Here is a 21,718-nt window from a genome sequence, read left to right as displayed (position 1 = left end):
TATATGGCAGCACTGGAACTCGATAAAAAATGGACCATGCCTCTCAGAGGATGGTCTCAAGTCTATTCTCAGATCGCTATATTGTTTGAGGATAGGATACAGTGAAAATTGAACTTACACAGTTAGTGAGACAGTCTCGCAGATGACTTTCCATCATCTCTCTTTGCGCTGTCCCCGGCCAACAGCTCCTCGATCTCTTTTGAAATATCTATCATAAGTGCATGGCCTTCAGCCGTGTATTTCGCCGTCTTTATTTCGGTGAGTCTCTTCAGGGCGCTTATGACCGCGTCAATTTTTTTCGCCTGCTCAGCTATGGCTTCTAAAGAACATTGGGAATCCTCATTTGTCTGAATTCGTTGACAGCGCCGGACCATGCCCCCGATCACCATATTGGCATTAAGGAGATAGTGTGACAGGGTGATCTTTTTCTTTTCATTTTCGAAGATGACAGTGTATAACTGCCTCTGTTTTTCTATAACAACAGCAATCAAAATACCAATAAATCCGCCAAGGACCGTAAAGGCAACACCCATCGGCAGCATCTCCCTGTCAAAAGAAAAGAATATATCTTTCAGATGCATTCCGCTGTGTGCAAAACCTGTTAAAGAATAGACGAGCATAGTGTATGGATGAACAACAGCATAGCCTGCCAACGCGCCAATGAAAAAGGGGAGACTTTTTGTTTTGATATGATTTAAAACAAGCTGGGTTTTCATGCCGCGATACCTGTTGAAATTAATCTTATCGCAAACTAAAGAGAACCGCAAACCGCCTTCTTGTAAGATAAGATGAAAGGTGGAATAATATATTTACAAAAAAAGGAAAACAGGTAATGGACTCTGAGAGAAAAGAAACGATAGCCGATAAAAGAAGGATTGACCTGCCGGTGACAGGTATGTCATGCGCCGCCTGTTCCGCAAGGGTGCAGACCGCTCTTTCAAAGATCAAAGGCGTTGAAGCCGCCGCCGTCAACCTCGCCGCGGAAAAGGCAACCATCCATTTCAATCCCGCTGAAACGTCCGTCGATGAATTCATCAACACCATAAAAGACATCGGGTACGGTGTTTCAGTCTCAAAGATCACGCTCCCGATAAAAGGCATGACATGCGCTGCCTGCGTCGCAAGGGTGCATAACGCGCTGTCTTCTTTAAACGGGGTCCTCTCCGCATCTGTAAACTTCGCAACTGAAAAAGCCACTATTGAATATGTGCCCGCGCAGGCAGGGATACGCGAATTCAAAAAAGTAATAAGGGACGCGGGATATGACATTATCGAAATTGAAAAGGGTGAGGATGTTGTTGAGAAGGAGAAACAGGAGCGGGAAAGGGCATACAAAAAGCTCAGGCTGAAATTCATCACCGGGGCCGCGCTGGCCGTTCCGCTCTTACTGCTCATGTTTTCACAGATGGCGAGCATTCCCGTGATCAACAGGATACCGATGCACGTTAATTTTTTCATACAGTTCATAATCGCAACGCCCATACAATTCTGGGTGGGGTGGCAGTTCTATACAGGCGCGATTTCCGCGGCGCGCCACAGGACGACCAACATGAACACGCTGATCGCGGTAGGGACTTCGGCTGCTTACATTTACAGTGTGACCGCGACATTCTTCCCGTCGGTCTTTGAGATAAAGGGCTATACAGCGGAGGCCTATTTCGACACATCGGCAGCCATCATTGTCCTCATACTTCTCGGCAGGCTGCTTGAGGCGCGCGCAAAAGGTCACACCTCGGAGGCGATAAAGAAGCTCATGGGGCTTCAGGCAAAGACAGCAAGGATAATAAGGCAGGGGGCAGAGGGCAAAGGGCAAAGGGCTGAAGGAGAAGAAATCGAAATCCCTGTGGAAGATGTTGAGATAGGGGACATTGTTATTGTCAGACCAGGTGAAAAAATCCCGGTGGACGGAGTAGTGAAAGATGGTTATTCGGCAGTGGATGAATCCATGATATCAGGCGAGTCCATCCCCGTTGAGAAAAGATCAGGCGACAGGGTGATCGGCGCTACGATAAACAAGACCGGCTCATTTAAATTTGAGGCTACGAACGTGGGCAGGGATTCCATGCTTTCGCAGATAATAAACATGGTGCAGGAGGCGCAGGGTTCAAAGCCCCCGATAGCGCGCCTTGCCGATAAGATCGCCTCGGTATTCGTCCCAGTTGTCATGGCTATAGCAACAGTGACCTTCATCATCTGGTATTTTTTCGGGCCTGAGCCTTCTTTCACTTACGCGCTGCTGAACTTCATCGCGGTCCTGATAATCGCGTGTCCCTGCGCGTTAGGGCTTGCGACCCCGACGTCCATCATGGTCGGCACAGGCAAAGGCGCTGAGAACGGGATTTTAATACGCGGAGGAGAGGCGCTTGAGACAGCGCACAAAATAAATGCCATAGTATTTGACAAGACAGGCACCCTCACAAAAGGCAAACCGGAAGTAACGGACATAGCAGGGGTCGGGGGTCAGGGGTCAGGGGTCAGTGAAGAAGAAATCCTTATGCTTGCGGCATCCGCTGAGAAGAATTCGGAGCATCCGCTTGGGGAATCCATTGTGAACAAGGCAAAGGAGAAGGCGCTTGAATTAAAAGACCCTGAGGATTTTCAGGCAGTGCCGGGCCATGGAATAAAGGCAAAGATAGGCGGAAGGGATGTCCTTCTTGGCAACGCGAATTTCATGGAGGACGAAGGCATAAAAATCGGCGGCCTTGCTGATAAGGCCGAACAATTGTCCTGCGAAGGAAAGACCCCGATGTATGTGGCTGCAGACGGGATTGCGGCTGGCATCATTGCTGTAGCGGATACAATGAAAGAGAATTCCGTGGATGCGATAAGGTCCCTTCATGACCTCGGCATAGAAGTTGTGATGATAACGGGAGATAATAAAAAAACCGCGGAGGCGATCGCTCGGCAGGCCGGGATAGACAGGGTGTTTGCCGAAGTCCTGCCTGAAGACAAGGCGAAAAATGTAAAACAGCTTCAGGATGAAGGCAAGGTCGTTGCAATGGTCGGCGACGGAATAAACGACGCCCCTGCCCTTGCCCAGGCTGACGTCGGCATCGCCATCGGCACAGGCACTGACGTCGCGATGGAGGCATCCGACATTACCCTGATAGGCGGTGACTTGATGGGGGTTGTTACTTCAATATCTCTTTCGAGGGCCACGATCAAAAATATTAAACAGAACCTCTTCTGGGCCTTTGCCTACAATACCATCCTGATCCCGGTTGCGGCTGGCGCGCTCTTCCCTTTCTTCGGCATACTCTTAAATCCCATCTTCGCAGCAGCCGCAATGGGCATGTCTTCAGTCACTGTTGTGACAAATGCGCTGAGACTGAGGAAGTTCCGGACGTCATAACCCTCCCCGGGCTATCATAATTTACAACTGTGCCGTGACACATGGCTGTTACAACATGCCCATATGCAAAGCAAGCTATGTTAGACAAACCTTAATGGTTAATCCTTATGATAGGACTGAATGTTACAACATGCCCATATGCAAAGCAAGCTATGTTAGAGATGAGTTGCAATAAAATCAATAGGTTATTGTCTGGATGAAAAATTGCTTTTGTAAATACAGGTGATCCTTCAGTGTGTGACAAAATATGAAAGGGGACGTAATAATGAAAAAGTGGGAAATATTAAGTTTAGTTATATGCTGGGTCGTTCTATTTTTGGTTCATACAGTTCATGCCGAATTAATCGTCCGCGGTACGGACACACTCGGCAATAGGCTAATCTATGACAGCGACCTTAATATTACGTGGTACGATTATACGAACTCCCAAAATAAATGGCAGGATCAGATAAAATGGGCATCTGCACTGACAGTGAATTTCGGCGACATTATTTTTGACGACTGGAGACTACCAACTGCCCTGAACCATGATGGGACAAGCCCTTGCGCTGGTTTTAACTGTACCGCAAACGAGATGGGACATTTGTTTTATATTGAGCTTGGGAATAAGGGATGGTACGACACATCCGGAAATCCAACTGGCTGCAGCATGGGAGAGCAGTATTGCCTAACAAACAGAGGTAACTTTCGGGAATTGCAGCCGGGCTACTACTGGTCGGGTACGGAGGATGCATTATATACAGACCAAGCATGGGACTTCAATACCAAGACCGGCAGACAGGATAGAGAATGGAAGGACGCCTTCAGCTTTGCTCTTGCCGTGCGTCCTGGAGATGCGCTGGCCGCACCACCTGTTGCACCTGAGCCAATCAGCTCTATTCTCTTTATCACAGGCGGGACGCTTTTAGCAGGACGAAGATACTTGGAAAGTGCAAAAGAGCGGAAGCGTAAAAGGGCAGAAGCTTAAGGTGTCGGCAGTTAGTGCCCGAACAGGTTCGGGAGGTAGAAGGTATCGTATTTTGTTATCAGGCTTTTTATATTCAGGTACTGCAGGTCTTTAGTCTTCTTTTCATTGAATCCGATCTTTTTGAAATCCAGTATGCCGTTGGGGGAATGGCAGTCGTTACAGGCCACGCTGATCTCCTTCCTCGCTATGTCCCGGTGAAAGAATTTTAATTCTTTATCCCTGTCGGCTGCGATCAGTTGTTTCTCTTTTGCCAGAAACTCTTTTGCCTTCTCGTTGTCGGTGGTATTCATCAATAATTTCTTCTCTCCCGACGCTGTTGAGAAGACTGCTATCCTTGATATTAAATACTGCGTCTTCTTCATTGCCGCGGGTTTCTTCTCGTCAGGGGAAAATATCTTCAGCATCTTTGATATAAGGCTTTCGTCCTCGTTTGATCTCTCCGGCCCTGTTATCTCAAGCTGCTTGTGAGTGCCGTACGGCTCTCCGGTAAACTCAAAAGGGTCCGGCTCTTTCCAGTCATAAGTTAAATCCTTCAAGCCTTCTTTCTTCAGGTGGCACACCTCGCACAGAGTATAGCCGGTATGCATATTCACAAACGCGCGCACCTTATTATTCTGGCTGTGCGGATAAAGGGGATGACAGACCCTGCAGGACGATTGATCGTCAAGGCGTATAATGGCGAATTTTTCCTTCTCATGGTATTTGCTCAACTCAGCGGGACCAATAGCCAGGACCTTCTCTTTATCTTTAAGATGACACTTTGTTGCGCAGTCCACCTCGGTCTTCCCGGTGTGCGGCACCTGCTGTGTTTTTGTGTGGCAGTCTTTGCAGTCAACTTTACCGTGGGGCGAGGTGATGTATTTTTCCTCGTCAATGTGAAGGACCTTGACATGGTCGGGTCTCTCAAACTTTACAAGGCCCGGATATTGATGGCAGGTAAGGCATCCTTCCGAATCCATCGCGTAAGAGACAGGAGCGCTGCTTAAGGCAAGTGCTGCAACTGCTATGATCGAAATTGCAAGCGGAATATGCTTAAGCATGTCCTAAACTTATCAGATTTCCCGGCAATAATCCAGAAAAATTTCAGAATGCCTGATTAAGAAAAATTTATAGCTAAAGCGTTCCTTTTGTAGAGGGGACGCCCTTGGCCCGTGGATGGATCTCAGAGGCCTCACGCAGCGCCCTGCCGAAGCCTTTGAAGATCGCCTCCAGGATATGGTGCGGGTCCCGGCCGTAATGCAGGTTAATATGCAGGTTCATCCCCGCGTTGTTTGACAGCGCCCTGAAGAAATCCTCAAAGAGAGACACCCCGAGATTCTGGATCAGCTCGTTGCCCTTGGGAAGTCTCACTTTATAGACAAGGTACGGGCGTCCGCTGAGGTCGATGACCACCTGGGCAAGGCTCTCGTCCATCGGGGTAACTGTCTCGCCGTATCTTCTTATCCTCAGCTTTTCACCGAGCGCCTTTTTGATCGCTTCTCCCAATACGATGCCGACGTCTTCCACAAGATGATGGTAATCAACCTCTATGTCTCCCCTCGCCTCTAAGGTCAAGTCTATATGCCCGTGCTTTGCCATAAGGCTCAGCATATGGTCAACAAAAGGTATCGAGGTGTTGATCTTGTAATCACCTTTGCCATCAAGGTTGATGCCCAGTTTTATGTCAGTCTCTTTTGTCTTTCTTGCAACCGCTGCTTTTCGTGCCATACAGTCCTCCTATATAAGTTCGGTGGGCGTCATTCTGGAAACACTCTGGATTCCCGCTCAACAGACTGCGGGAATGACGTAAATAATTTCATCATAATGAACGCTTTAAATTCTTTAAAAAAAACTCATTCTCTTTCGGCGTCCCCACTGTCACTCTCAAACAATCTTTTACCGCGCCGGTCATGTTCCTGACAAGGATGCCCCGTTTCAGCAAACCCTTGTGTATCGCATCAGCGTCAGCAACTTTAAATAAAATAAAATTCGCATCGGATGGATATGGTTTGACCCCTTCTATTTTCCTCATCTCATCAACAAGCCTCTTCCTTTCGGAAACAATGGATGAAATGTAAGAGCGCATCTGCTTTTTATTCTTCAATGCCTCAATCGCTACCGCCTGTGAAAGCGAATTGACGTTAAACGGGAGCCGCACCTTGTTCACCTCGTTTATGATTTCCGCATCCGCGATCAGGAAACCGGTGCGCAAGGCAGCAAGGCCGATCTTGCTCAGTGTTTTCAGGACGGCAAGGTTCTTATATTTTTTCAGCAAAGGCAGGAAACTCTTTTTGCCTGAAAATGCCTGGTACGCCTCGTCAACAACAACGAGTGACGGGTGACGGGTGACGGGTGACGAGGCAGATTCAATTATTTTTGAAATTCTATCTATCGAGAAGTTGTTGCCTGTCGGGTTGTTCGGGGAGCTGAGAAAGATCAATTTCGGTTTTTTCTTTTTTACGACATCGAGGAACGCATTTGTGTTGAGATCGAATTTATCATCAAGCGGTATCTCGATCTTCCCTTCGCCGAGCGCCTGCGAAATGATCCCGTACATTGAAAATGTCGGGACAGGATACAGCACCGGCCCGCCGAATGTTGTGATCAGGTAATAGATAAGCTCGTCGGAGCCGTTGCCGTGAAGGACATTTTCAGGCTTGACCCTGAACTCCTTCGCAATCAAACCTCTCAGTTTTTTTGCCTCAGGGTCAGGGTAGCGGTTCAGGGTCTGTAAATTTTTCCTGAACGACCGCCCGGCGCTCAGCGCTGAATACGGGCTTTCATTGGCATCCAGCTTCACCTTGCAGGGGACCTCTTCCGCCTGATAAGCGCGGAGTGAACGGACATTGGGTTTTACAAGTGAAGCGATGTTTATGTCTTTCAAAAAACCTCCATAATAAAGTCCGATTGCCGTTAATAATATATCATTAATTCTCTTTTAGTCTATGGGATTATAATTGGTTATGACGGGATACAGTCTTTGAACGGATTTTTTTGCCGTCAAGTTCAGACTGGAAGTCTGGACAGGCAAAAACCTCGGAGACGGACAGGGATGTCCGTCGAGAATGAGTGAAAAGACTGTATCCCGTCATAGCTATTGCAAAACTACAACGCCTCATCATTAAAGACATCGCGGAGTTTCTCATATCTCTCGCCGAACTTTTTCCTCAGCAGAGGGTCAAACCTCTTTATGGTTTTCATAAGGTATATGTCGTGCCTGATATAATCTTCCGCCATGCTGACGAACCCTTCGTTCATGCTCCATATGGCCTCTGTCTTTTTGTCATCGATCCTTCCGTTGATTGCCTCCCTTGAATCTGCCACGAGGGTGAACCCCCTTATCCCTCTTTCCGCATAAATGGTTTCTTCTATGGGATGGACATAGAGCTGTCTGATCTTTATGTTGGTCGCCCCGTAATGTATGACCGCGATCTTTACGCCCCGCTGCCCCGCGTTTTGAAGCGCATCCAGAAAGTCCTTCACTTCCTCCTGCCACGTTAAAAGCAAAAGCGTTTCCTGCGCGGTATTTATCATCCTCTTTGCCTTGAGGACGAGGGTATCATGGTCTTTGATATGCCAGGTGTAGCTTGTGTCCATTATGCTCCTGGCAGCTTTCAATTCATTTCTGACGGCATGAAGGTTGTCCTCAACAGAGGACCTGAAATTCTGGACGAACTCGTCAGGCGGAATGGGAACAAACATCTTTGAACGCTCACCGTGAATGGGCTGAATCATATGCCTGAATTCGAGCTTTCTAATAACTTCGTAGATCTTTGAGGAGGGGATGCCGGTATTCTTTGCTATTTCATAGGCAGTCAAAGGATTTTCATTTACGAGGATTGCGTATGCCTTTGCCTCGTATTCAGAAAATCCGAGCTGTTTTAGCTTAGAGACCGCAATCTGCATGGACTATTAACTACCATAGTAGTTAATAAATGTCAAGATTTTTTTGCTTTTGCTCCGGAGGAATGAAGCCGCGATTATATTATCGGAATATTTTCGGCCTAACTTTATATACCGGCGGCGCTGTTTGAATCATCTTTATGCTATGAGTTATAGTAAAAAGTTCTCGCTTCAGAAGGAAAAGATTTTTATGCTTGACAGTATTGTCATTAAAGGCGCAAGGGTACACAATCTCAAAAATATAAACGTAAAGATCCCGCGCGACAGTTTCACAGTCATCACAGGGCCCTCAGGCTCCGGCAAGTCGTCCCTTGCCTTCGACACGATTTATGCGGAAGGGCAGAGGCGGTATGTTGAAAGCCTTTCCGCGTACGCGAGACAGTTCCTCGATCAACTGCAAAAACCCGACGTGGATTCCATCGAGGGTCTTTCCCCGGCCATCGCCATTGAACAGAAGACGACCACAAGGAACCTGCGCTCCACTGTCGGCACGATCACCGAGATATACGACTACCTCAGGGTCGCGTACACAAGGATAGGGAAACTGAAATGCTATCAGTGCGGAAGCCCTATCGCGGAACAGGGCGCGCAGCAGATCATGAAATTAATAACCGCCTTGCCTGAGGGCACGCGCATTCAGGTGCTCTCGCCGATCGTGATCGGCAGGAAGGGCGAATACAAAAAAGAATTGCAGGATGCAAAGCGGAAGGGCTTTATACGCGCAAGGATCGACGGAGAGATGGTGGATATCACGAAGGAGATAAAACTTAACAAGCATAAAAGGCACAATATCGATATTGTCATTGACCGCCTCATTGTAAAGGCCGGCGTTGATAAACACATTTCAAAAGCCATCACGGCTGCCACGGGCCTGACCGATGTTGTAACGATCAACATCATTGATGAAAGCAAAGACCTTTTCTTCAGCACTAAGCTGGCCTGTTCAAAATGCGGCATAAATTATCCTGAGATCGTCCCGAGATTTTTCTCCTTCAACAGCCCTTACGGCGCGTGTCCAAAGTGCAGGGGGCTCGGCTTTAAAAATGTGAGCGAAGAAGATGAAGAGGACGTCAGCAGGCTTAAGCCGTGTCCTGCCTGTAACGGATACAGGCTCAGGAAAGAGTCTCTGTCCGTAACGATCAATAATCTCAACATCGGAGAATTATCTGCCAAACCGATCAAGGACGCCATCTCTTTTATAGAAAATTTAAAACTCACCAATACAGAGCAGATAATCGCTTCAAAGGTCTTAAAAGAAACAAGGGAAAGGCTGCATTTCCTTGACAAGGTCGGACTCGGCTATCTGACTTTGAACAGGGCCGCGATGACGCTTTCCAGCGGAGAATCCCAGCGCATCAAGCTCGCGACCCAGATCGGCTCTTCTCTCACAGGGGTGCTTTACATATTCGACGAGCCGAGCATCGGATTGCATCCGAGAGACAACGACAAGCTCCTTGAAAACCTGTGTATGCTGAGAGACATGGGAAACACCGTCATTGTAGTTGAACATGATGACGAGACGATGAAGACAGCGGACCACATAATTGACATGGGCCCGGGCGCGGGCGTACACGGCGGCGCAATAGTAGCGGAAGGCAGTTTGCAGGATATCGTGAACAACAAAGATTCAGTTACCGGCGCCTTCCTCAGCGGACATGCCTCTATCGCAGTCCCTGAACACAGGAGAAAACCAAAGGACTTTATCACGATAAAAAAGGCGCAGGAATTTAATCTTAAGAAGATCAACGTGAACATACCGCTTGGTGTTTTCACCTGCGTGACCGGCGTGTCCGGTTCGGGCAAGAGCACCTTGATTTTAGAAATCCTTTACAAGGCGCTTGCAAGGAAGCTGTATTCCTCCGGCGAAATTCCCGGAAGGCACGATGGCATAAACGGGATTGAAAAGGTCGACAAGGCGATCAATGTGGACCAGGCCCCGCTCGGAAGGACGCCGCGCTCCAACCCGGCCACATACACGGGAATATTCTCATTCATCAGGAATCTGTTTGCGCAGATCCCTGACGCAAGGGTGAGAGGCTATAAGCCGGGCAGGTTCAGCTTCAATGTCGCGGGCGGCAGGTGCGAGGCCTGCAAAGGCGACGGGCTTGTCAAGGTGTCGATGCATTTCCTGCCTGACCTGTATGTCCCGTGCGAGACCTGCAAAGGGGCAAGATATAACAAGGAGACACTTGAGATAAGATACAAGGGGAAAAATATTTCCGACGTGCTCACAATGACAGCTTCGCAGGCGCTGGAATTTTTTGAATCGGTCCCTCCTCTGAGGAATAAACTCGTGACCCTTGAGAAAGTGGGGCTCGGCTACATCCAGCTTGGACAGTCCGCAACAACCCTTTCCGGAGGCGAGGCGCAAAGGGTGAAGCTTTCAAGAGAGCTGAGCAAAAAGGCGACGGGCAAGACGCTCTACATTCTGGACGAGCCCACAACAGGGCTGCATTTTGTAGATATCCAGAAGCTCCTTGAGGTGCTGAACAAACTCGTGGACGCCGGAAACAGCGTCATTGTCATCGAGCACAATCTCGACATTATCAAGAGCGCTGATTATATAATTGACCTTGGGCCTGAAGGCGGGGAAGAAGGCGGCAGGATAATCGCCACCGGCACCCCTGAACAGGTTTCGTTAAACCCGAAATCGTACACAGGAAAATTCCTGAAAGAAAAACTTGTATGAAGAAAGTGCAAAAGTCAGAAGTCAAAAGTCAGAAGTCGGAAAATGCAGGAGTGCGATCGGGGATTACCTGTCTTCTGTCTACTGTTTCCTGTCTACTGTCTACTGTCTACTGTCTACTGTCTTTCTCCGGTTGCACCCAGCAGGACAAAATGTTTAAGGAAAGCCGCGTTGTGATGGACACCTACTGCACGATTACGGTTGTCAGTCCATCGGAGGAAAAGGCGAAGGAGGCGATTGAAGCTGGATATGCTGAAATCAAAAAGCTTGATAAGCTTCTTAATAATTTCGAGCCGGACAGCGAGATCAGCGCGATAAGCAAGGAAGCAGGAATAAAAGCAGTTCCTGTCAGCAGGGAGACTCTGGACTTGATGCAGAAGACAATTGGTGTTTCAAAGATAACTAACGGGGCATTCGACCCGACCATCGCGCCTGTTTATAAACTATGGAAATTCTCAGGCCGTCCCGCGAATCCGACAATGCCGCCCGGAGACGCGATCAAAAACGCGCTCAAGCTTGTTGATTATAAAAAGGTAACAGTGAACAGCGCTGCATCAGAAATTTATCTTGCAGAGAAAGGCATGGAGCTGGACTTAGGCGGGATCGCAAAAGGCTACGCCGCCGACAAGGCGGTCGAAGCAATAAAGACAAAGGGAATAAAGGCCGCGCTTGTGGCAATCGCAGGCGACATAAGAGGTTATGGATTGAGCACAAGCGGAAATGCGTGGAAGGTGGGCATTCAGAATCCGCGTCCTGAAAATCCGGATTCGGAAAAACCGTGGGAGGACATCTTCGCCACCCTTAACCTGAAAGACAGCGCCATCTCAACAGCGGGCGACTATCAGAGGTCCTTCATGAAAGACGGCAAACGCTATCACCACATCATCGATCCGGCCACAGGTTATCCGTCAGGATCAGACCTCATCAGCGTCTCCGTTGTTGCCCCTGAAGGATATATAGCGGACGGGACCGACACATCCATATTAATTCTCGGCAAAGAAAAGGGGATGAAGCTCCTTGAATCAATGGGCATTGACGGGATATTAGTCGATTCGCAGAAGAAGGTTTTCATTACCAGGAACTTAAAAGGCAGGATAGAGGTCCTGAACAAAGGGTACTCAATAATTCTCCCCGGCAATTAATCTCCTGTCCGGTCCGGTTTATCGATCCTCTGATAGTTTGCCATGGATTTATTACATATGTTACACGGCTCCGAAGGCTTCACATCCAAGGTTGAACCGCAGACTCTGCATACATAGAAATTAAGCTTCAGGTCTTCAATCCTGCTTACCACGGCGGAAGAAAACATGCTGATGTATCTGAGTATTTCGTTTATTTTGTCCTTATGCTGCTGATGGGATTTCCATGAATACATGCAATTTATGATGGCATTGTCATATGACTCGGTTTCCAGTTTCTTCAGGAAACCGGGATAGATTTTCTCGATCTTCTCCATTTCTATTTTTGCGGCAGCATGCAGGTTTGCCTTAGTATCTTTCATAAGAACGTCAATATGGACAGCCTGCACCTTTTCCCCCTCTGACTCCAGGACAGCCTTATAATTGTCCGCGTGTATTTCCTCTGAAACAGACAGGGCGTGGAACAGGTATGCGACGTTGGGATAATTTTCCTCCAACGCCTTGTCGGCGAACTTCTCGTAGTGCTCGTAGGCGTTCATTTCAGCTTTATAAGCATCGTGCAAGACCGCTACTGTTGACGGGCAGTCCTTCAAATGCTTATGACCGTCTCTTTCCCCGTAAGCGGGGAACGCACAGATAAAAGATGAAACCATCGCAAAATGCAGGAATTGTCTTCTTGATAATTCAACTTTCATTGCAAGACCCCGTTAGCTGTATTATTTTAGATAATACTCCTTTGACAGGAAATATCAAGACCATTGACCGGTCTGCGAGGCCCTCGATCAAACCCTCCCTGATTGCCTCCTGTATCTTCCTTTCCGCTATTGCCCATGGGCAACTCCCAAAAAAATTATATTACAGGAGTGCGTGAGAGTGAAATGGTTGCCGAAAATTACTTCCCTTATGTATACTTCATAAGCTGTTAGGTTACAGATTTTGTTGCGGGAGTCTCCATGCCTCTTTTCGGTGAAGTTTTCATCAGTGAATTGATAAAAATGCCTGTCCTTGATCCCATGGGGGAAGAACTGGGGTCGGTCAAGGATTTCATTGTGATCAAGGGCGATCCCTTGCCAAGGGTGTCCGCGCTCATACTTGAGAAAAAGAAAAAACAGTACATCCTTGAATGGGGCCACGTCGGCATCTTCAACAAGCGCATCATATCTTCAAATATCTATGCGTTGAAGGTAGAGCCATATGAGCCTTCCGAAGATGATCTCCTCATCGCGCGGGACATATTCGATAAACAGATCGTTGACGCAAATGGCGCGAAAGTCGTTCGGGTAAATGATGTAAAGCTTGAGGGCATGAACGGTCATGCCTGCCTGGTTGCAGTTGATGTAGGCGTAAGGGGGATACTCAGGCGCATCGGCATAGAGCGAAAGAGCGAGGACGTCTACAGGATCTTCGGAAAGACCCTCTCGTATAATCTCATACGCTGGGGCTATATTCAGCCTCTTGAGCCGAGGCTGACAACAATATCGCTGATAGTCCCCCGTCAGATGATCTCAGCCCTTCATCCCTCCGATATAGCCGATATCATCAGCAAGGTCCCGCACGAGCAGGGTGTGGCGTTGTTTAAAGGACTGGATCCCAACGTTGCGGCAGAGGCACTTCATGAACTTGAACCCAATGTGAAGAGGGCGATAATAGAGGGCCTTGATAAAGACCATGCTACGGACGTTGTGGAAAGGATGCCGCCTGATGAGGCCGCAGACTTGATGTCAGACCTTGAATCTGACAAGGCAAAGGAACTGCTTGAATCCATCGAGAAGGACGAGGCAGAGGACATCCAGGAACTGTTAGCTCATGAAGAAGACACCGCGGGCGGACTCATGACAAACCAGTTTATAGCTTATTCTCCTGAACTGACAGTGCAGGAGGCGATTGAACAGCTCAGAATAGATTCGCCGAATGTAGAATCGGTTTATTACATCTACGTTGTAACAGATGAAAAACTTATAGGCGTTGCTTCGTTGAGAGATCTGATTATTCAGTCTCCCAATGTGCGCCTGTCCGAGATCATGGAGACAAAAGTAAAGACCGTTTCACCCGATACAAATGAGCAGGACGTAGCTGAACTTATATCAAAGTACAACCTCCTCGCCCTCCCTGTCGTTGATGCCGATGGAGCGCTGTTAGGCATGGTGACTATCGACGACATTGTTGATGTGTTACTTCCGCCTGCATCAAGGAAAAAGAGGAGGAGCGTATGATGGGCCGCTGGAAAAATTTCCTTTTTTTTCTCTCAATAATTGGGCCGGGAATAATAACCGCTTCCATTGACAATGACGCCGGAGGGATCACCACTTACTCGGTGGCCGGGGCCCGCTACGGCTATATGCTTTTGTGGACCCTGATACCGACGACCGTGGCCCTGATAGTAATACAGGAGATGGTCGCGAGGATGGGCGTTGTGACAGGTAAAGGGCTTTCCGATCTTATCAGGGAGAACTACGGCGTAAAAATAACTTTCTTCATGATGATAGTCCTGCTTGTGGCAAACTTCGGGACCACTATCGCGAATTTCGCGGGCTGGGCCGCAAGCATGGAGATATTCGGTTTGAGCAAATATGTGATGGTGCCTTTCGGGGCCTTTTTGATCTGGCTGCTGGTCACCAGGGGCAGCTATAGAATGGTGGAGATGGCTTTGCTCGTAGCCTCGATGCTTTATGTAGGGTATGTGATCTCAGGCTTTATGTCCGCGCCTAAATGGGGTGAGGTCTTACAGGGCACCCTTGTCCCGAAGGTAAAGTTTGAGTTTGATTTTATCCTGATTACAATAGCGATAATCGGGACGACCATAACGCCGTGGATGCAGTTTTATCTTCAGTCGTCAATTGCCGAGAAGGGGATAAAAAAGGAGAATTACAAGGTCTCAAAGCTCGATGTTATTATCGGCTGCATTATGACGGATGTTATCTCTTTTTTCATAATAGTCACATGCGGCACGACTTTGTACCCGCACGGAATAAAGATAAACGAGGCCAAAGAGGCGGCCGTGTCCCTCGCGCCTTTTGCGGGGCAGTACGCCTCGGTCCTTTTCGCCTTTTGTCTGGCAAACGCCTCCATCCTCGGGGCCATTGTTGTCCCGCTTGCAACGGCATATTACATCTGTGAGGCCATGGGATGGGAGGCGGGAGTTAACAAGAGCTTCAAAGAGGCCCCGCAGTTCATGTGGATCTACACCGCGCTGATAGCGATATCAGCCCTCCTGGTCCTGGTCCCTGATGCGCCGCTTGTGCTGTTAATGATCCTCTCGTCTTTGCTGAACGGCATATTGCTTCCCTTTGTCCTTGTCTTTGCCTTATTGCTTGTCAACAATGAGAGGATCATGGGTAAATACAAGAACCCGAAAGGGTATAATTACATATCATGGGGCACGGTAGTTGTCCTGGTTATACTCACGGCAGCATTATTGGTCATGATGGTGCTGCCGGAGATTGCATAGTCAGGCACAAAGTTGCAAAGGCGCAGAGGCACAAAGGTTATATAAAAGGAGAGTAAATGGTAAAGACGATTGAATGGATTGACGGTAAAGTGAGTATGCTGGACCAAACCCTGCTTCCGCGGGAAGTGAAATACATTGAATGCACAAATTATTTGATGGTTGCCGAATGTATCAAAAAACTCTGCATTCGCGGGGCGCCAGCGATCGGCATAGCCGCCGCAATGGGGATAGCTCTGGGCGCACAGGAAATCAAGGCGAATGATTTTAACGGCTTTATGAAAGGGCTGGAAACCGTATTCAACACCCTGCTTTCAACAAGGCCTACAGCCGTAAATATTCAATGGGCTGTTGAGAGGGTAAAGAAATTTTTAATGGAAAGAAAAAACGAGCCTGTGAAAAAATTAAAGATATTGCTTATTGAAGAGTCGAATAAGGTCCTTCAGGAGGATATAGAGATAAACAAGGCCATAGGCAAATGGGGGGCGCAGTTTATAAAGGACGGCGATACTGTCATCACACACTGTAACGCGGGCTCTCTCGCCACCGGCGGATACGGCACTGCCACCGGGCCGATAAGGGTTGCGGTTGAGCAGGGCAAGAAGATACAGGTCATCGCCGATGAAACAAGGCCCGTGCTTCAGGGCTGCCGTTTGACAGCGTGGGAGCTCATGGAGGATAATATCCCGGTGACCCTGATTACCGATAATACAGCCGGGGCTATTTTGCGGAAAGGCGAGATCAATCTTGCCATCGTCGGCACGGACAGGACTGTCGCCAACGGCGATGTCGCAAACAAGATCGGCACTTATTCTCTCGCAGTGCTTTGTAAAGAAAACGGCGTTCCCTTCTATGTCGCAGCCCCGCTGAGCAGTATTGATTTCTCGATCCCGTCAGGCGAACTTATACCGATAGAGGAACGCGGCCCGGAAGAGGTGACGCACATATTCGGCTGCAACATTGCCCCCGAAGGAGTGAGGGTCAGAAATATTGCATTTGATGTTACCCCCGCAAAGTACATAACTGGTATAATTACTGAAAAAGGCGTGTTCAGGCCGCAGGATTTACATAAACTGAATGAGAAAGGCGCGGATCTGAATTCGATCATGATGAAGGCGAAATAAATGAGAAGCTAAGAAGATGAGAAGATATGAAGATAAGAAAAAACAGAAAGGCACATTTTATCCCATCTTCTCAACTTCATATCTTCATAACTTCTTTTACTGAGCAAATATAATGATAACTACCATCGAAGACATCTGGGAATATTACAAGGAAGACCTCGCATTGGCCGAGGAAAAGATAAACGAGACGCTGAAGGTTGTCGCGCCCGCGATATCCGCCGTCGGGAACCATTTGTTTTCAAGCGGCGGTAAGCGCATCCGCCCGTTTCTCGCAATTTTGTGTTCCCGCATATTTGATGTCAGGGGAGACAAGGTCAGCACTCTCGCAAGCAGTGTGGAATTCATTCATGCGGCTTCGCTCATTCATGATGATGTCGTTGACGGCGCTAATCTCAGAAGAGGAAAGCCTGCCGCCCATTCCGTATACGGCAACCAGGTCGTGATCCTTGTGGGGGATTTTCTTTATGCAAACGCCCTGAGGCTTGCAAACCTTCTCCAGAAGCAAAAGATCATGGACGCGCTTTGCACAGCCACCGCAAAGATGAGCGAGGGTGAATTAATACAGCTCAGCAAAAAAGGCAACCCTGAGATAACGGAAGAGGACTACATAAAGATCATACAGGGCAAGACCGCTATTCTCATGTCTGCGGCATGCAAGGGCGGGGCCGTGCTTGGAAACGCATCGGAAAAGGAAGAGCGCGCGCTTGCATCATTCGGGCTGAAATTCGGTTACGCCTTTCAGATCGCTGATGACGTCCTTGACTACATGGCTGAAGAAAAGGCCTTCGGCAAAAGCCTCGGCAAGGACATCGAGGAAGGCAAGATCACTCTGCCGCTTTTATATTTACTGAGAGACGCTGAAAACGGTGAGGTGGAAAAGATAAAGCAAATAATCAAGGCTGAAAATAAAACTGAAGCAGACCTTGCTTATATCCAGGATTTATTCGGCAAACATAAATCCATTGCAAAGTCTTATGAGAAGGCCGCGGCCTTTCTGAATGAGGCGAAGGCGGAACTTGATATCTTCAGGGATTCCATGGAGAAATCATCTCTCCTTGCCATATCAGACTATGCGATGAAAAGAAGAAAGTAGGGGCGGGTTTCAAACCCGCCATACCGGAGCACCTATGCATCCTCTTGTACAGCTTGCCAAAGAAGCCGTTGAGCAATATGTCCGCGCAAAAAAGAGCATCTCGCCGCCTGATAAACTTACAACTGAAATGGCCGGCAAGGCAGGTGTCTTTGTCTGTGTCAAAATCAAAGGGGAATTGAGAGGCTGTGTCGGTACATTTTCGCCGTGCATGAAAAACGTGGCCTGTGAAATTATACAGAACGCCATAAGCGCAGCCACTCAGGACCCCCGGTTCCCGCCTGTTAATTCCAAGGAACTGGAGCAACTGGAATATTCCGTCGACGTTCTGACCGAGCCCGAGAAAGTTGCCGGCAAGAAGCAGCTTGACCCTAAGAGATACGGCGTGATCATCAGAAGCGGCGACCGGAGGGGGCTGCTTTTGCCCGACCTTGAGGGGGTTGATACCGTTGACGAACAGATCAGCATAGCCTCGATGAAGGCCGGGATATTCCTTGGTGAAGAAATAGAGATTTACCGCTTTGAGGTGAAAAGATATAAATAATCATGTCAGACAAATCCGACCTTGAACGGGACATTGAACTCCATGAACTGTACAGAATTCCTGCCGCCGTAAAGATATTAATTGCCTTTCTTATAATCTGCCTCTGTGCCCTCAGTCTATATACAATTCATCTCAAAAAAGAACTTTCAAAGAAGGAGCAGGAAATCTCATTGATGAGGGGCAGTCCACAAATGATCTTCAAGCAAAATCAGAAAATCTGAAATATATTAATTATTATATGGAAATTTACCCTAAACTTTGATTAAGATTATACCGAATAATACTTGTACAATTTGGGTAAAAAATTAGTTGTTATATTTGAAAACAGGGCCTTATGCATTCCTTACAAAAGTGTATTCAAACTTTCGACTGCCGCCTGAAAGCAATTCTCACAGTAAATGGAGGACATTGATTGGGAGCAAAATCAAAAGAAACAATTGATCATTTCCTGAAAAGGGTGAGAGAAGAGATCATCCCGATGTTTGAAATGGCGCTGTCAAAGGGCGGCGTTGTGTTCAAAAATTCCAGGATAGTCAAATGCTGGGAGGTAATGGATTGCAAGGCAACGGGCTGCACTCTCTACGGATATGAATCCGGGGAAGTGAGGTGCTGGCAGATAGCAGGCACTTACTGCGGCGGAGAGCCTCAGGGCAGCTTCGTTCAAAAATACGGCACATGCTCAAATTGCAAAGTTTTCAAAGAATCATGCCCCTCAATTGTTGAAGAGATCGGAGAACAGTTTAACAATATGATGTTCCTGTTAAAAAAGCAGGGGCAAAAAATGCAGGAAGACGATCAGCACATGGAGCATCTCAATAGAGAGTTGAGGGCCGCGTTAGAACAGCTTGATGTCAAGAATAAAGAGATCCGTCAGATTATGATAACCGACAAGCTTACGTCCTTGTTTAACCGGGACCACCTTGTTACCGTGCTGGAAGATGAAGTTGCCCGCTGCCACAGATACGGCCATCCCCTCGCGATACTGATTATTGACATTGACAGGTTTAAAAGCTTTAATGATAATTACGGTCATCTTGCAGGCGACCAAATGCTTGCTGTTATCGGCACATTGATCAAAGAGAATATCAGGAAATTCGACCGGGCGTTCAGGTACAGCGGGGGAAAATTTGTAGTAATACTGCCTGAGACGGACCTGACCCTCGCATACATAGTTGCTGAAAGGATACGCAAGAGTTTTGAGAACAAAACATTCCCGGTGCACAAAATAGGAAGCGCATCAGAGAAACAAAAATCCCGCACACTGAGTATCGGAATTACCGCCACTTTCCCCTATAAGACAAATAATCTCCGTATAGAAGATCTGTTTGACCAGATGGAAAAAGCATTACACCAGGCCAAGGGCAAGGGCGGCAACATCAGCATAAGATTTGAATAAGTCAGGAAATAAGACTTGTAACTTTAAACTTCGTTAGACCTTATTCCAGCAGTCGGAGCCTTCAAGAGATTCATATATTATCTCGTTCAACTCTTTTTCCAGGATTATGTTGCCGCTTTTCAGGCCTTCAAGCAGTCTTCTTGGTACTTCAACGGTGCACAGCTTGTCATTTTTTATAAGCTGGAACTTATAAGCGATATGCATAAAGATGTAGAATATACGGAGTATGATAATCGATCCGTCGATCTCTTTGATCTTTTCTTCAACCAGTTCGTATGAAGGCACTTCTTCTTTTGTAACCTGACGATCCATGATGTTTATTACCTCTCATTTTTTTAATTATTAAAATTATATCTATAATTTTTCTTTTGTCTATCTATTTTAATAATACATTTTGAATTTTTTATGAATTAAGGCCTTAACTGGTCAAGTATATTCACTTTTATCCAATGCTGGTCCCACCAGTATAATGGGGACACTTCATATCCCTCTATGAGTATTCCAAAGTGCAGATGATCTCCGCCTGCAAGCCCTGTAGCGCCTGTCTTGCCGATTATATCGCCCTTTGTTACTGATTGACCTTCCTTGACCGTGATTGTAGACATATGTCCGTAAAGGCTCATGAGGCCGGTCCCGTGATCAATTACTACGGTGTTCCCGTATATCCCGAGGTCTCCGGCAAATTTGATGATGCCTGTGTTGGCAGCCTCAACCGGCGAATGCGCATTGGATGCGAGGTCGTATCCGAGATGGATGCTCCTGCTTATGCTTTTCCCTTTATAAATATAAGCCCTTGCATCTCCATACGTGGCCATCACCTTGCTGTTTTTCATCTGCAAAAAGGCCCCGTCCCATAACATCTTAGGTTCTGTTTTTTGCGCAATATCGAAAAGCTTCTTTATGCTTGCTGTCCTTAACTCCTCGTTGACCTTTTTGAACGCAGCCTCGCGGTCGGATATATTTGTCTCATTCAACAGAGGGGCTGCCACTTTGTCAATAAATGAATCATCAATGTTAATTGAAGACGATCTGTACTGAATAGATTTCAAGCTTACCGGCAGATTCTTCACATTTTGATTGCCGGCAGCATCTTTTGCAACTGCGTAAAAAACGCTTCCCGGTCTCATATCAAGTGGGACAGGGAATAACACGTAATAATTGCTTGCGGTTTCCTTTCCTGTCGAGTCAGCTTTTGGGACTGCCAGGAACCCCCTGAATATCCGTTCGTCAAGTTTTGCAAAGACAGAGTCAGCGCCCTGCGCCCTGAGTAAAGTAAACCCCGCGCCCCCGTTCTCTATGACCGAAGTAGCGCTTAACACTTCAAGGTATGGAGGGGATGTGTCAATGGTCGTATTGACCTGCTGGCTTAATTTTTTTAAAATCCCGGCTTCTGCTTCAATTATAAAGGTGGCCGGGCCGTCTGACAGGCCGATGGTTTTCGGCTTTATCTGCAGTGTATAAGTCTTCTCGCGGGTTAAAGGAGTATCTTTTAATAAATTTATTTTCTTGCCGCCCTGCTGAATGGATATATCTATGGTCTTCAGGTTTTCCCCCTGAAGCGTAACTGTCTTATCCGCGTTTAAAACATTTAACGCGTCCATGCCTTTAATTGCCGGCTTCGATACGAAAAACAATTGATAACCAAAATAACCACCAGCGCTTACAACAATAAGCGAAGCGATAATCAACCCGATGAGGCTGAACCCATTTTTTTCGCGTTTTTTAGAACTAAAATTTTCCATAGAATTTCCGGGGTAAATCTTGGAAGAAGATCCAATTTCCCTTGAAAAGGCTATTATTTTGCACTAAGTATAAAGAAAAATGCAAGCAAATTTTATATGCTTGTCAAGCCAAAATAAGAATGTCCGGATTTTACCAAAATAGAAATGTCCGGTTTTCATGTTTGAGTTAATGATGATTCTGTTTGCTGATAATTGTTGTTTTGAGTTTCAGAGGGAGTGTCCACGAAACTGTGTAAATTGATAAACTTATCAAAACACAGGAGGTGGATAATTGAAGGAAGAGAAAGCAGCAAAGACGGAAGAAGTAAAAGCTAAGATCAGACGCCTTGTGCAGCAGACAATGCAGGAAGC

The 21,718-nt window shown here is 47.2% G+C and carries 18 protein-coding genes; 10 read left to right on the top strand and 8 right to left on the bottom strand.

The features are described 5' to 3' along the window. Positions 1–122: 122 nt before the first annotated feature. Complete coding sequence (locus HZB61_01940; GenBank protein ID MBI5055368.1) at positions 123–716, bottom strand: hypothetical protein; 594 nt, start codon at positions 714–716, stop codon at positions 123–125. Positions 717–832: 116 nt separating this feature from the next. Between HZB61_01940 and HZB61_01935 the strand changes: the two genes are divergently transcribed. After that, positions 833–3,352 carry a copper-translocating P-type ATPase gene (locus HZB61_01935; GenBank protein ID MBI5055367.1) on the top strand — a complete coding sequence of 840 codons (2,520 nt, stop codon included), beginning with the start codon at positions 833–835 and terminating at the stop codon, positions 3,350–3,352. A gap of 265 nt (positions 3,353–3,617) precedes the next feature. Beyond that, positions 3,618–4,319 carry a DUF1566 domain-containing protein gene (locus HZB61_01930; GenBank protein MBI5055366.1) on the top strand — a complete coding sequence of 234 codons (702 nt, stop codon included), beginning with the start codon at positions 3,618–3,620 and terminating at the stop codon, positions 4,317–4,319. Positions 4,320–4,330: 11 nt separating this feature from the next. Here the strand turns inward: HZB61_01930 and HZB61_01925 are convergent, their stop codons facing one another. The 4 genes from HZB61_01925 to HZB61_01910 form a co-directional block, all read right to left on the bottom strand. After that, the gene (locus HZB61_01925) at positions 4,331–5,359 is read right to left on the bottom strand and encodes a hypothetical protein (GenBank protein ID MBI5055365.1); all 1,029 of its coding nucleotides are present in this window, start codon (positions 5,357–5,359) and stop codon (positions 4,331–4,333) included. Between the two features lie 73 nt (positions 5,360–5,432). After that, positions 5,433–6,026: an imidazoleglycerol-phosphate dehydratase HisB gene (gene hisB, locus HZB61_01920; GenBank protein ID MBI5055364.1), complete on the bottom strand. Its 594-nt coding sequence runs from the start codon at positions 6,024–6,026 to the stop codon at positions 5,433–5,435. Positions 6,027–6,117: 91 nt separating this feature from the next. Continuing rightward, positions 6,118–7,182 carry a histidinol-phosphate transaminase gene (gene hisC, locus HZB61_01915; protein MBI5055363.1) on the bottom strand — a complete coding sequence of 355 codons (1,065 nt, stop codon included), beginning with the start codon at positions 7,180–7,182 and terminating at the stop codon, positions 6,118–6,120. A 221-nt stretch (positions 7,183–7,403) separates the two neighbouring features. Beyond that, the gene (locus HZB61_01910) at positions 7,404–8,204 is read right to left on the bottom strand and encodes a TrmB family transcriptional regulator (GenBank protein ID MBI5055362.1); all 801 of its coding nucleotides are present in this window, start codon (positions 8,202–8,204) and stop codon (positions 7,404–7,406) included. Positions 8,205–8,391: 187 nt separating this feature from the next. Between HZB61_01910 and uvrA the strand changes: the two genes are divergently transcribed. Further along, positions 8,392–10,890 carry an excinuclease ABC subunit UvrA gene (uvrA, locus tag HZB61_01905; protein ID MBI5055361.1) on the top strand — a complete coding sequence of 833 codons (2,499 nt, stop codon included), beginning with the start codon at positions 8,392–8,394 and terminating at the stop codon, positions 10,888–10,890. Between the two features lie 149 nt (positions 10,891–11,039). After that, positions 11,040–12,029, top strand: a complete 990-nt coding sequence (locus tag HZB61_01900; GenBank protein ID MBI5055360.1) for an FAD:protein FMN transferase — start codon at positions 11,040–11,042, stop codon at positions 12,027–12,029. Here the strand turns inward: HZB61_01900 and HZB61_01895 are convergent. Next, positions 12,026–12,721, bottom strand: coding sequence for a rubrerythrin family protein (locus HZB61_01895; protein MBI5055359.1), 696 nt, complete (start codon positions 12,719–12,721; stop codon positions 12,026–12,028). The two genes, HZB61_01900 and HZB61_01895, sit on opposite strands and share 4 nt — an antisense overlap. A gap of 258 nt (positions 12,722–12,979) precedes the next feature. Between HZB61_01895 and HZB61_01890 the strand changes: the two genes are divergently transcribed. The 6 genes from HZB61_01890 (at position 12,980) to HZB61_01865 (ending at position 19,625) form a co-directional block, all read left to right on the top strand. After that, positions 12,980–14,239, top strand: a complete 1,260-nt coding sequence (locus HZB61_01890) for a magnesium transporter (protein ID MBI5055358.1) — start codon at positions 12,980–12,982, stop codon at positions 14,237–14,239. Continuing rightward, positions 14,236–15,474, top strand: coding sequence for an Nramp family divalent metal transporter (locus tag HZB61_01885; GenBank protein ID MBI5055357.1), 1,239 nt, complete (start codon positions 14,236–14,238; stop codon positions 15,472–15,474). The genes HZB61_01890 and HZB61_01885 overlap by 4 nt, the downstream gene beginning before the upstream one ends. Positions 15,475–15,530: 56 nt before the next feature. Beyond that, the gene (mtnA, locus tag HZB61_01880) at positions 15,531–16,595 is read left to right on the top strand and encodes an S-methyl-5-thioribose-1-phosphate isomerase (GenBank protein ID MBI5055356.1); all 1,065 of its coding nucleotides are present in this window, start codon (positions 15,531–15,533) and stop codon (positions 16,593–16,595) included. 112 nt (positions 16,596–16,707) lie between these two features. Beyond that, positions 16,708–17,688 carry a polyprenyl synthetase family protein gene (locus tag HZB61_01875; protein MBI5055355.1) on the top strand — a complete coding sequence of 327 codons (981 nt, stop codon included), beginning with the start codon at positions 16,708–16,710 and terminating at the stop codon, positions 17,686–17,688. A 34-nt stretch (positions 17,689–17,722) separates the two neighbouring features. Next, positions 17,723–18,229, top strand: coding sequence for an AmmeMemoRadiSam system protein A (amrA, locus tag HZB61_01870; protein ID MBI5055354.1), 507 nt, complete (start codon positions 17,723–17,725; stop codon positions 18,227–18,229). A gap of 412 nt (positions 18,230–18,641) precedes the next feature. Continuing rightward, positions 18,642–19,625, top strand: coding sequence for a GGDEF domain-containing protein (locus tag HZB61_01865; GenBank protein MBI5055353.1), 984 nt, complete (start codon positions 18,642–18,644; stop codon positions 19,623–19,625). A 33-nt stretch (positions 19,626–19,658) separates the two neighbouring features. Here the strand turns inward: HZB61_01865 and HZB61_01860 are convergent, their stop codons facing one another. Then, on the bottom strand, positions 19,659–19,937 hold the full coding sequence (locus HZB61_01860; protein ID MBI5055352.1) for a hypothetical protein: 279 nt from the start codon (positions 19,935–19,937) through the stop codon (positions 19,659–19,661). A 98-nt stretch (positions 19,938–20,035) separates the two neighbouring features. Continuing rightward, positions 20,036–21,367: a M23 family metallopeptidase gene (locus tag HZB61_01855; GenBank protein ID MBI5055351.1), complete on the bottom strand. Its 1,332-nt coding sequence runs from the start codon at positions 21,365–21,367 to the stop codon at positions 20,036–20,038. Between the last annotated feature and the right edge of the window lie 351 nt (positions 21,368–21,718).

It is taken from the genome of Nitrospirota bacterium (assembly GCA_016214845.1).
Taxonomy (GTDB): Bacteria; Nitrospirota; Thermodesulfovibrionia; order UBA6902; family UBA6902; genus SURF-23.
Note: the sequence above shows the minus strand (reverse complement) of the source record. Positions and strands in the feature narration are given on the sequence as shown.

Bases quoted from the DNA above. Each gene is read 5' to 3' on its own strand.
- HZB61_01855 (MBI5055351.1), bottom strand. From the start codon at position 21,367: ATGGAAAATTTTAGTTCTAAAAAACGCGAAAAAAATGGGTTCAGCCTC.
- hisB (MBI5055364.1), bottom strand. From the start codon at position 6,026: ATGGCACGAAAAGCAGCGGTTGCAAGAAAGACAAAAGAGACTGACATA.
- HZB61_01895 (MBI5055359.1), bottom strand. From the start codon at position 12,721: ATGAAAGTTGAATTATCAAGAAGACAATTCCTGCATTTTGCGATGGTT.
- HZB61_01910 (MBI5055362.1), bottom strand. From the start codon at position 8,204: ATGCAGATTGCGGTCTCTAAGCTAAAACAGCTCGGATTTTCTGAATAC.
- HZB61_01860 (MBI5055352.1), bottom strand. From the start codon at position 19,937: ATGGATCGTCAGGTTACAAAAGAAGAAGTGCCTTCATACGAACTGGTT.
- mtnA (MBI5055356.1), top strand. From the start codon at position 15,531: ATGGTAAAGACGATTGAATGGATTGACGGTAAAGTGAGTATGCTGGAC.
- HZB61_01900 (MBI5055360.1), top strand. From the start codon at position 11,040: ATGTTTAAGGAAAGCCGCGTTGTGATGGACACCTACTGCACGATTACG.
- HZB61_01885 (MBI5055357.1), top strand. From the start codon at position 14,236: ATGATGGGCCGCTGGAAAAATTTCCTTTTTTTTCTCTCAATAATTGGG.
- HZB61_01940 (MBI5055368.1), bottom strand. From the start codon at position 716: ATGAAAACCCAGCTTGTTTTAAATCATATCAAAACAAAAAGTCTCCCC.
- HZB61_01890 (MBI5055358.1), top strand. From the start codon at position 12,980: ATGCCTCTTTTCGGTGAAGTTTTCATCAGTGAATTGATAAAAATGCCT.
- HZB61_01935 (MBI5055367.1), top strand. From the start codon at position 833: ATGGACTCTGAGAGAAAAGAAACGATAGCCGATAAAAGAAGGATTGAC.
- HZB61_01925 (MBI5055365.1), bottom strand. From the start codon at position 5,359: ATGCTTAAGCATATTCCGCTTGCAATTTCGATCATAGCAGTTGCAGCA.
- HZB61_01930 (MBI5055366.1), top strand. From the start codon at position 3,618: ATGAAAAAGTGGGAAATATTAAGTTTAGTTATATGCTGGGTCGTTCTA.
- HZB61_01875 (MBI5055355.1), top strand. From the start codon at position 16,708: ATGATAACTACCATCGAAGACATCTGGGAATATTACAAGGAAGACCTC.
- amrA (MBI5055354.1), top strand. From the start codon at position 17,723: ATGCATCCTCTTGTACAGCTTGCCAAAGAAGCCGTTGAGCAATATGTC.
- uvrA (MBI5055361.1), top strand. From the start codon at position 8,392: ATGCTTGACAGTATTGTCATTAAAGGCGCAAGGGTACACAATCTCAAA.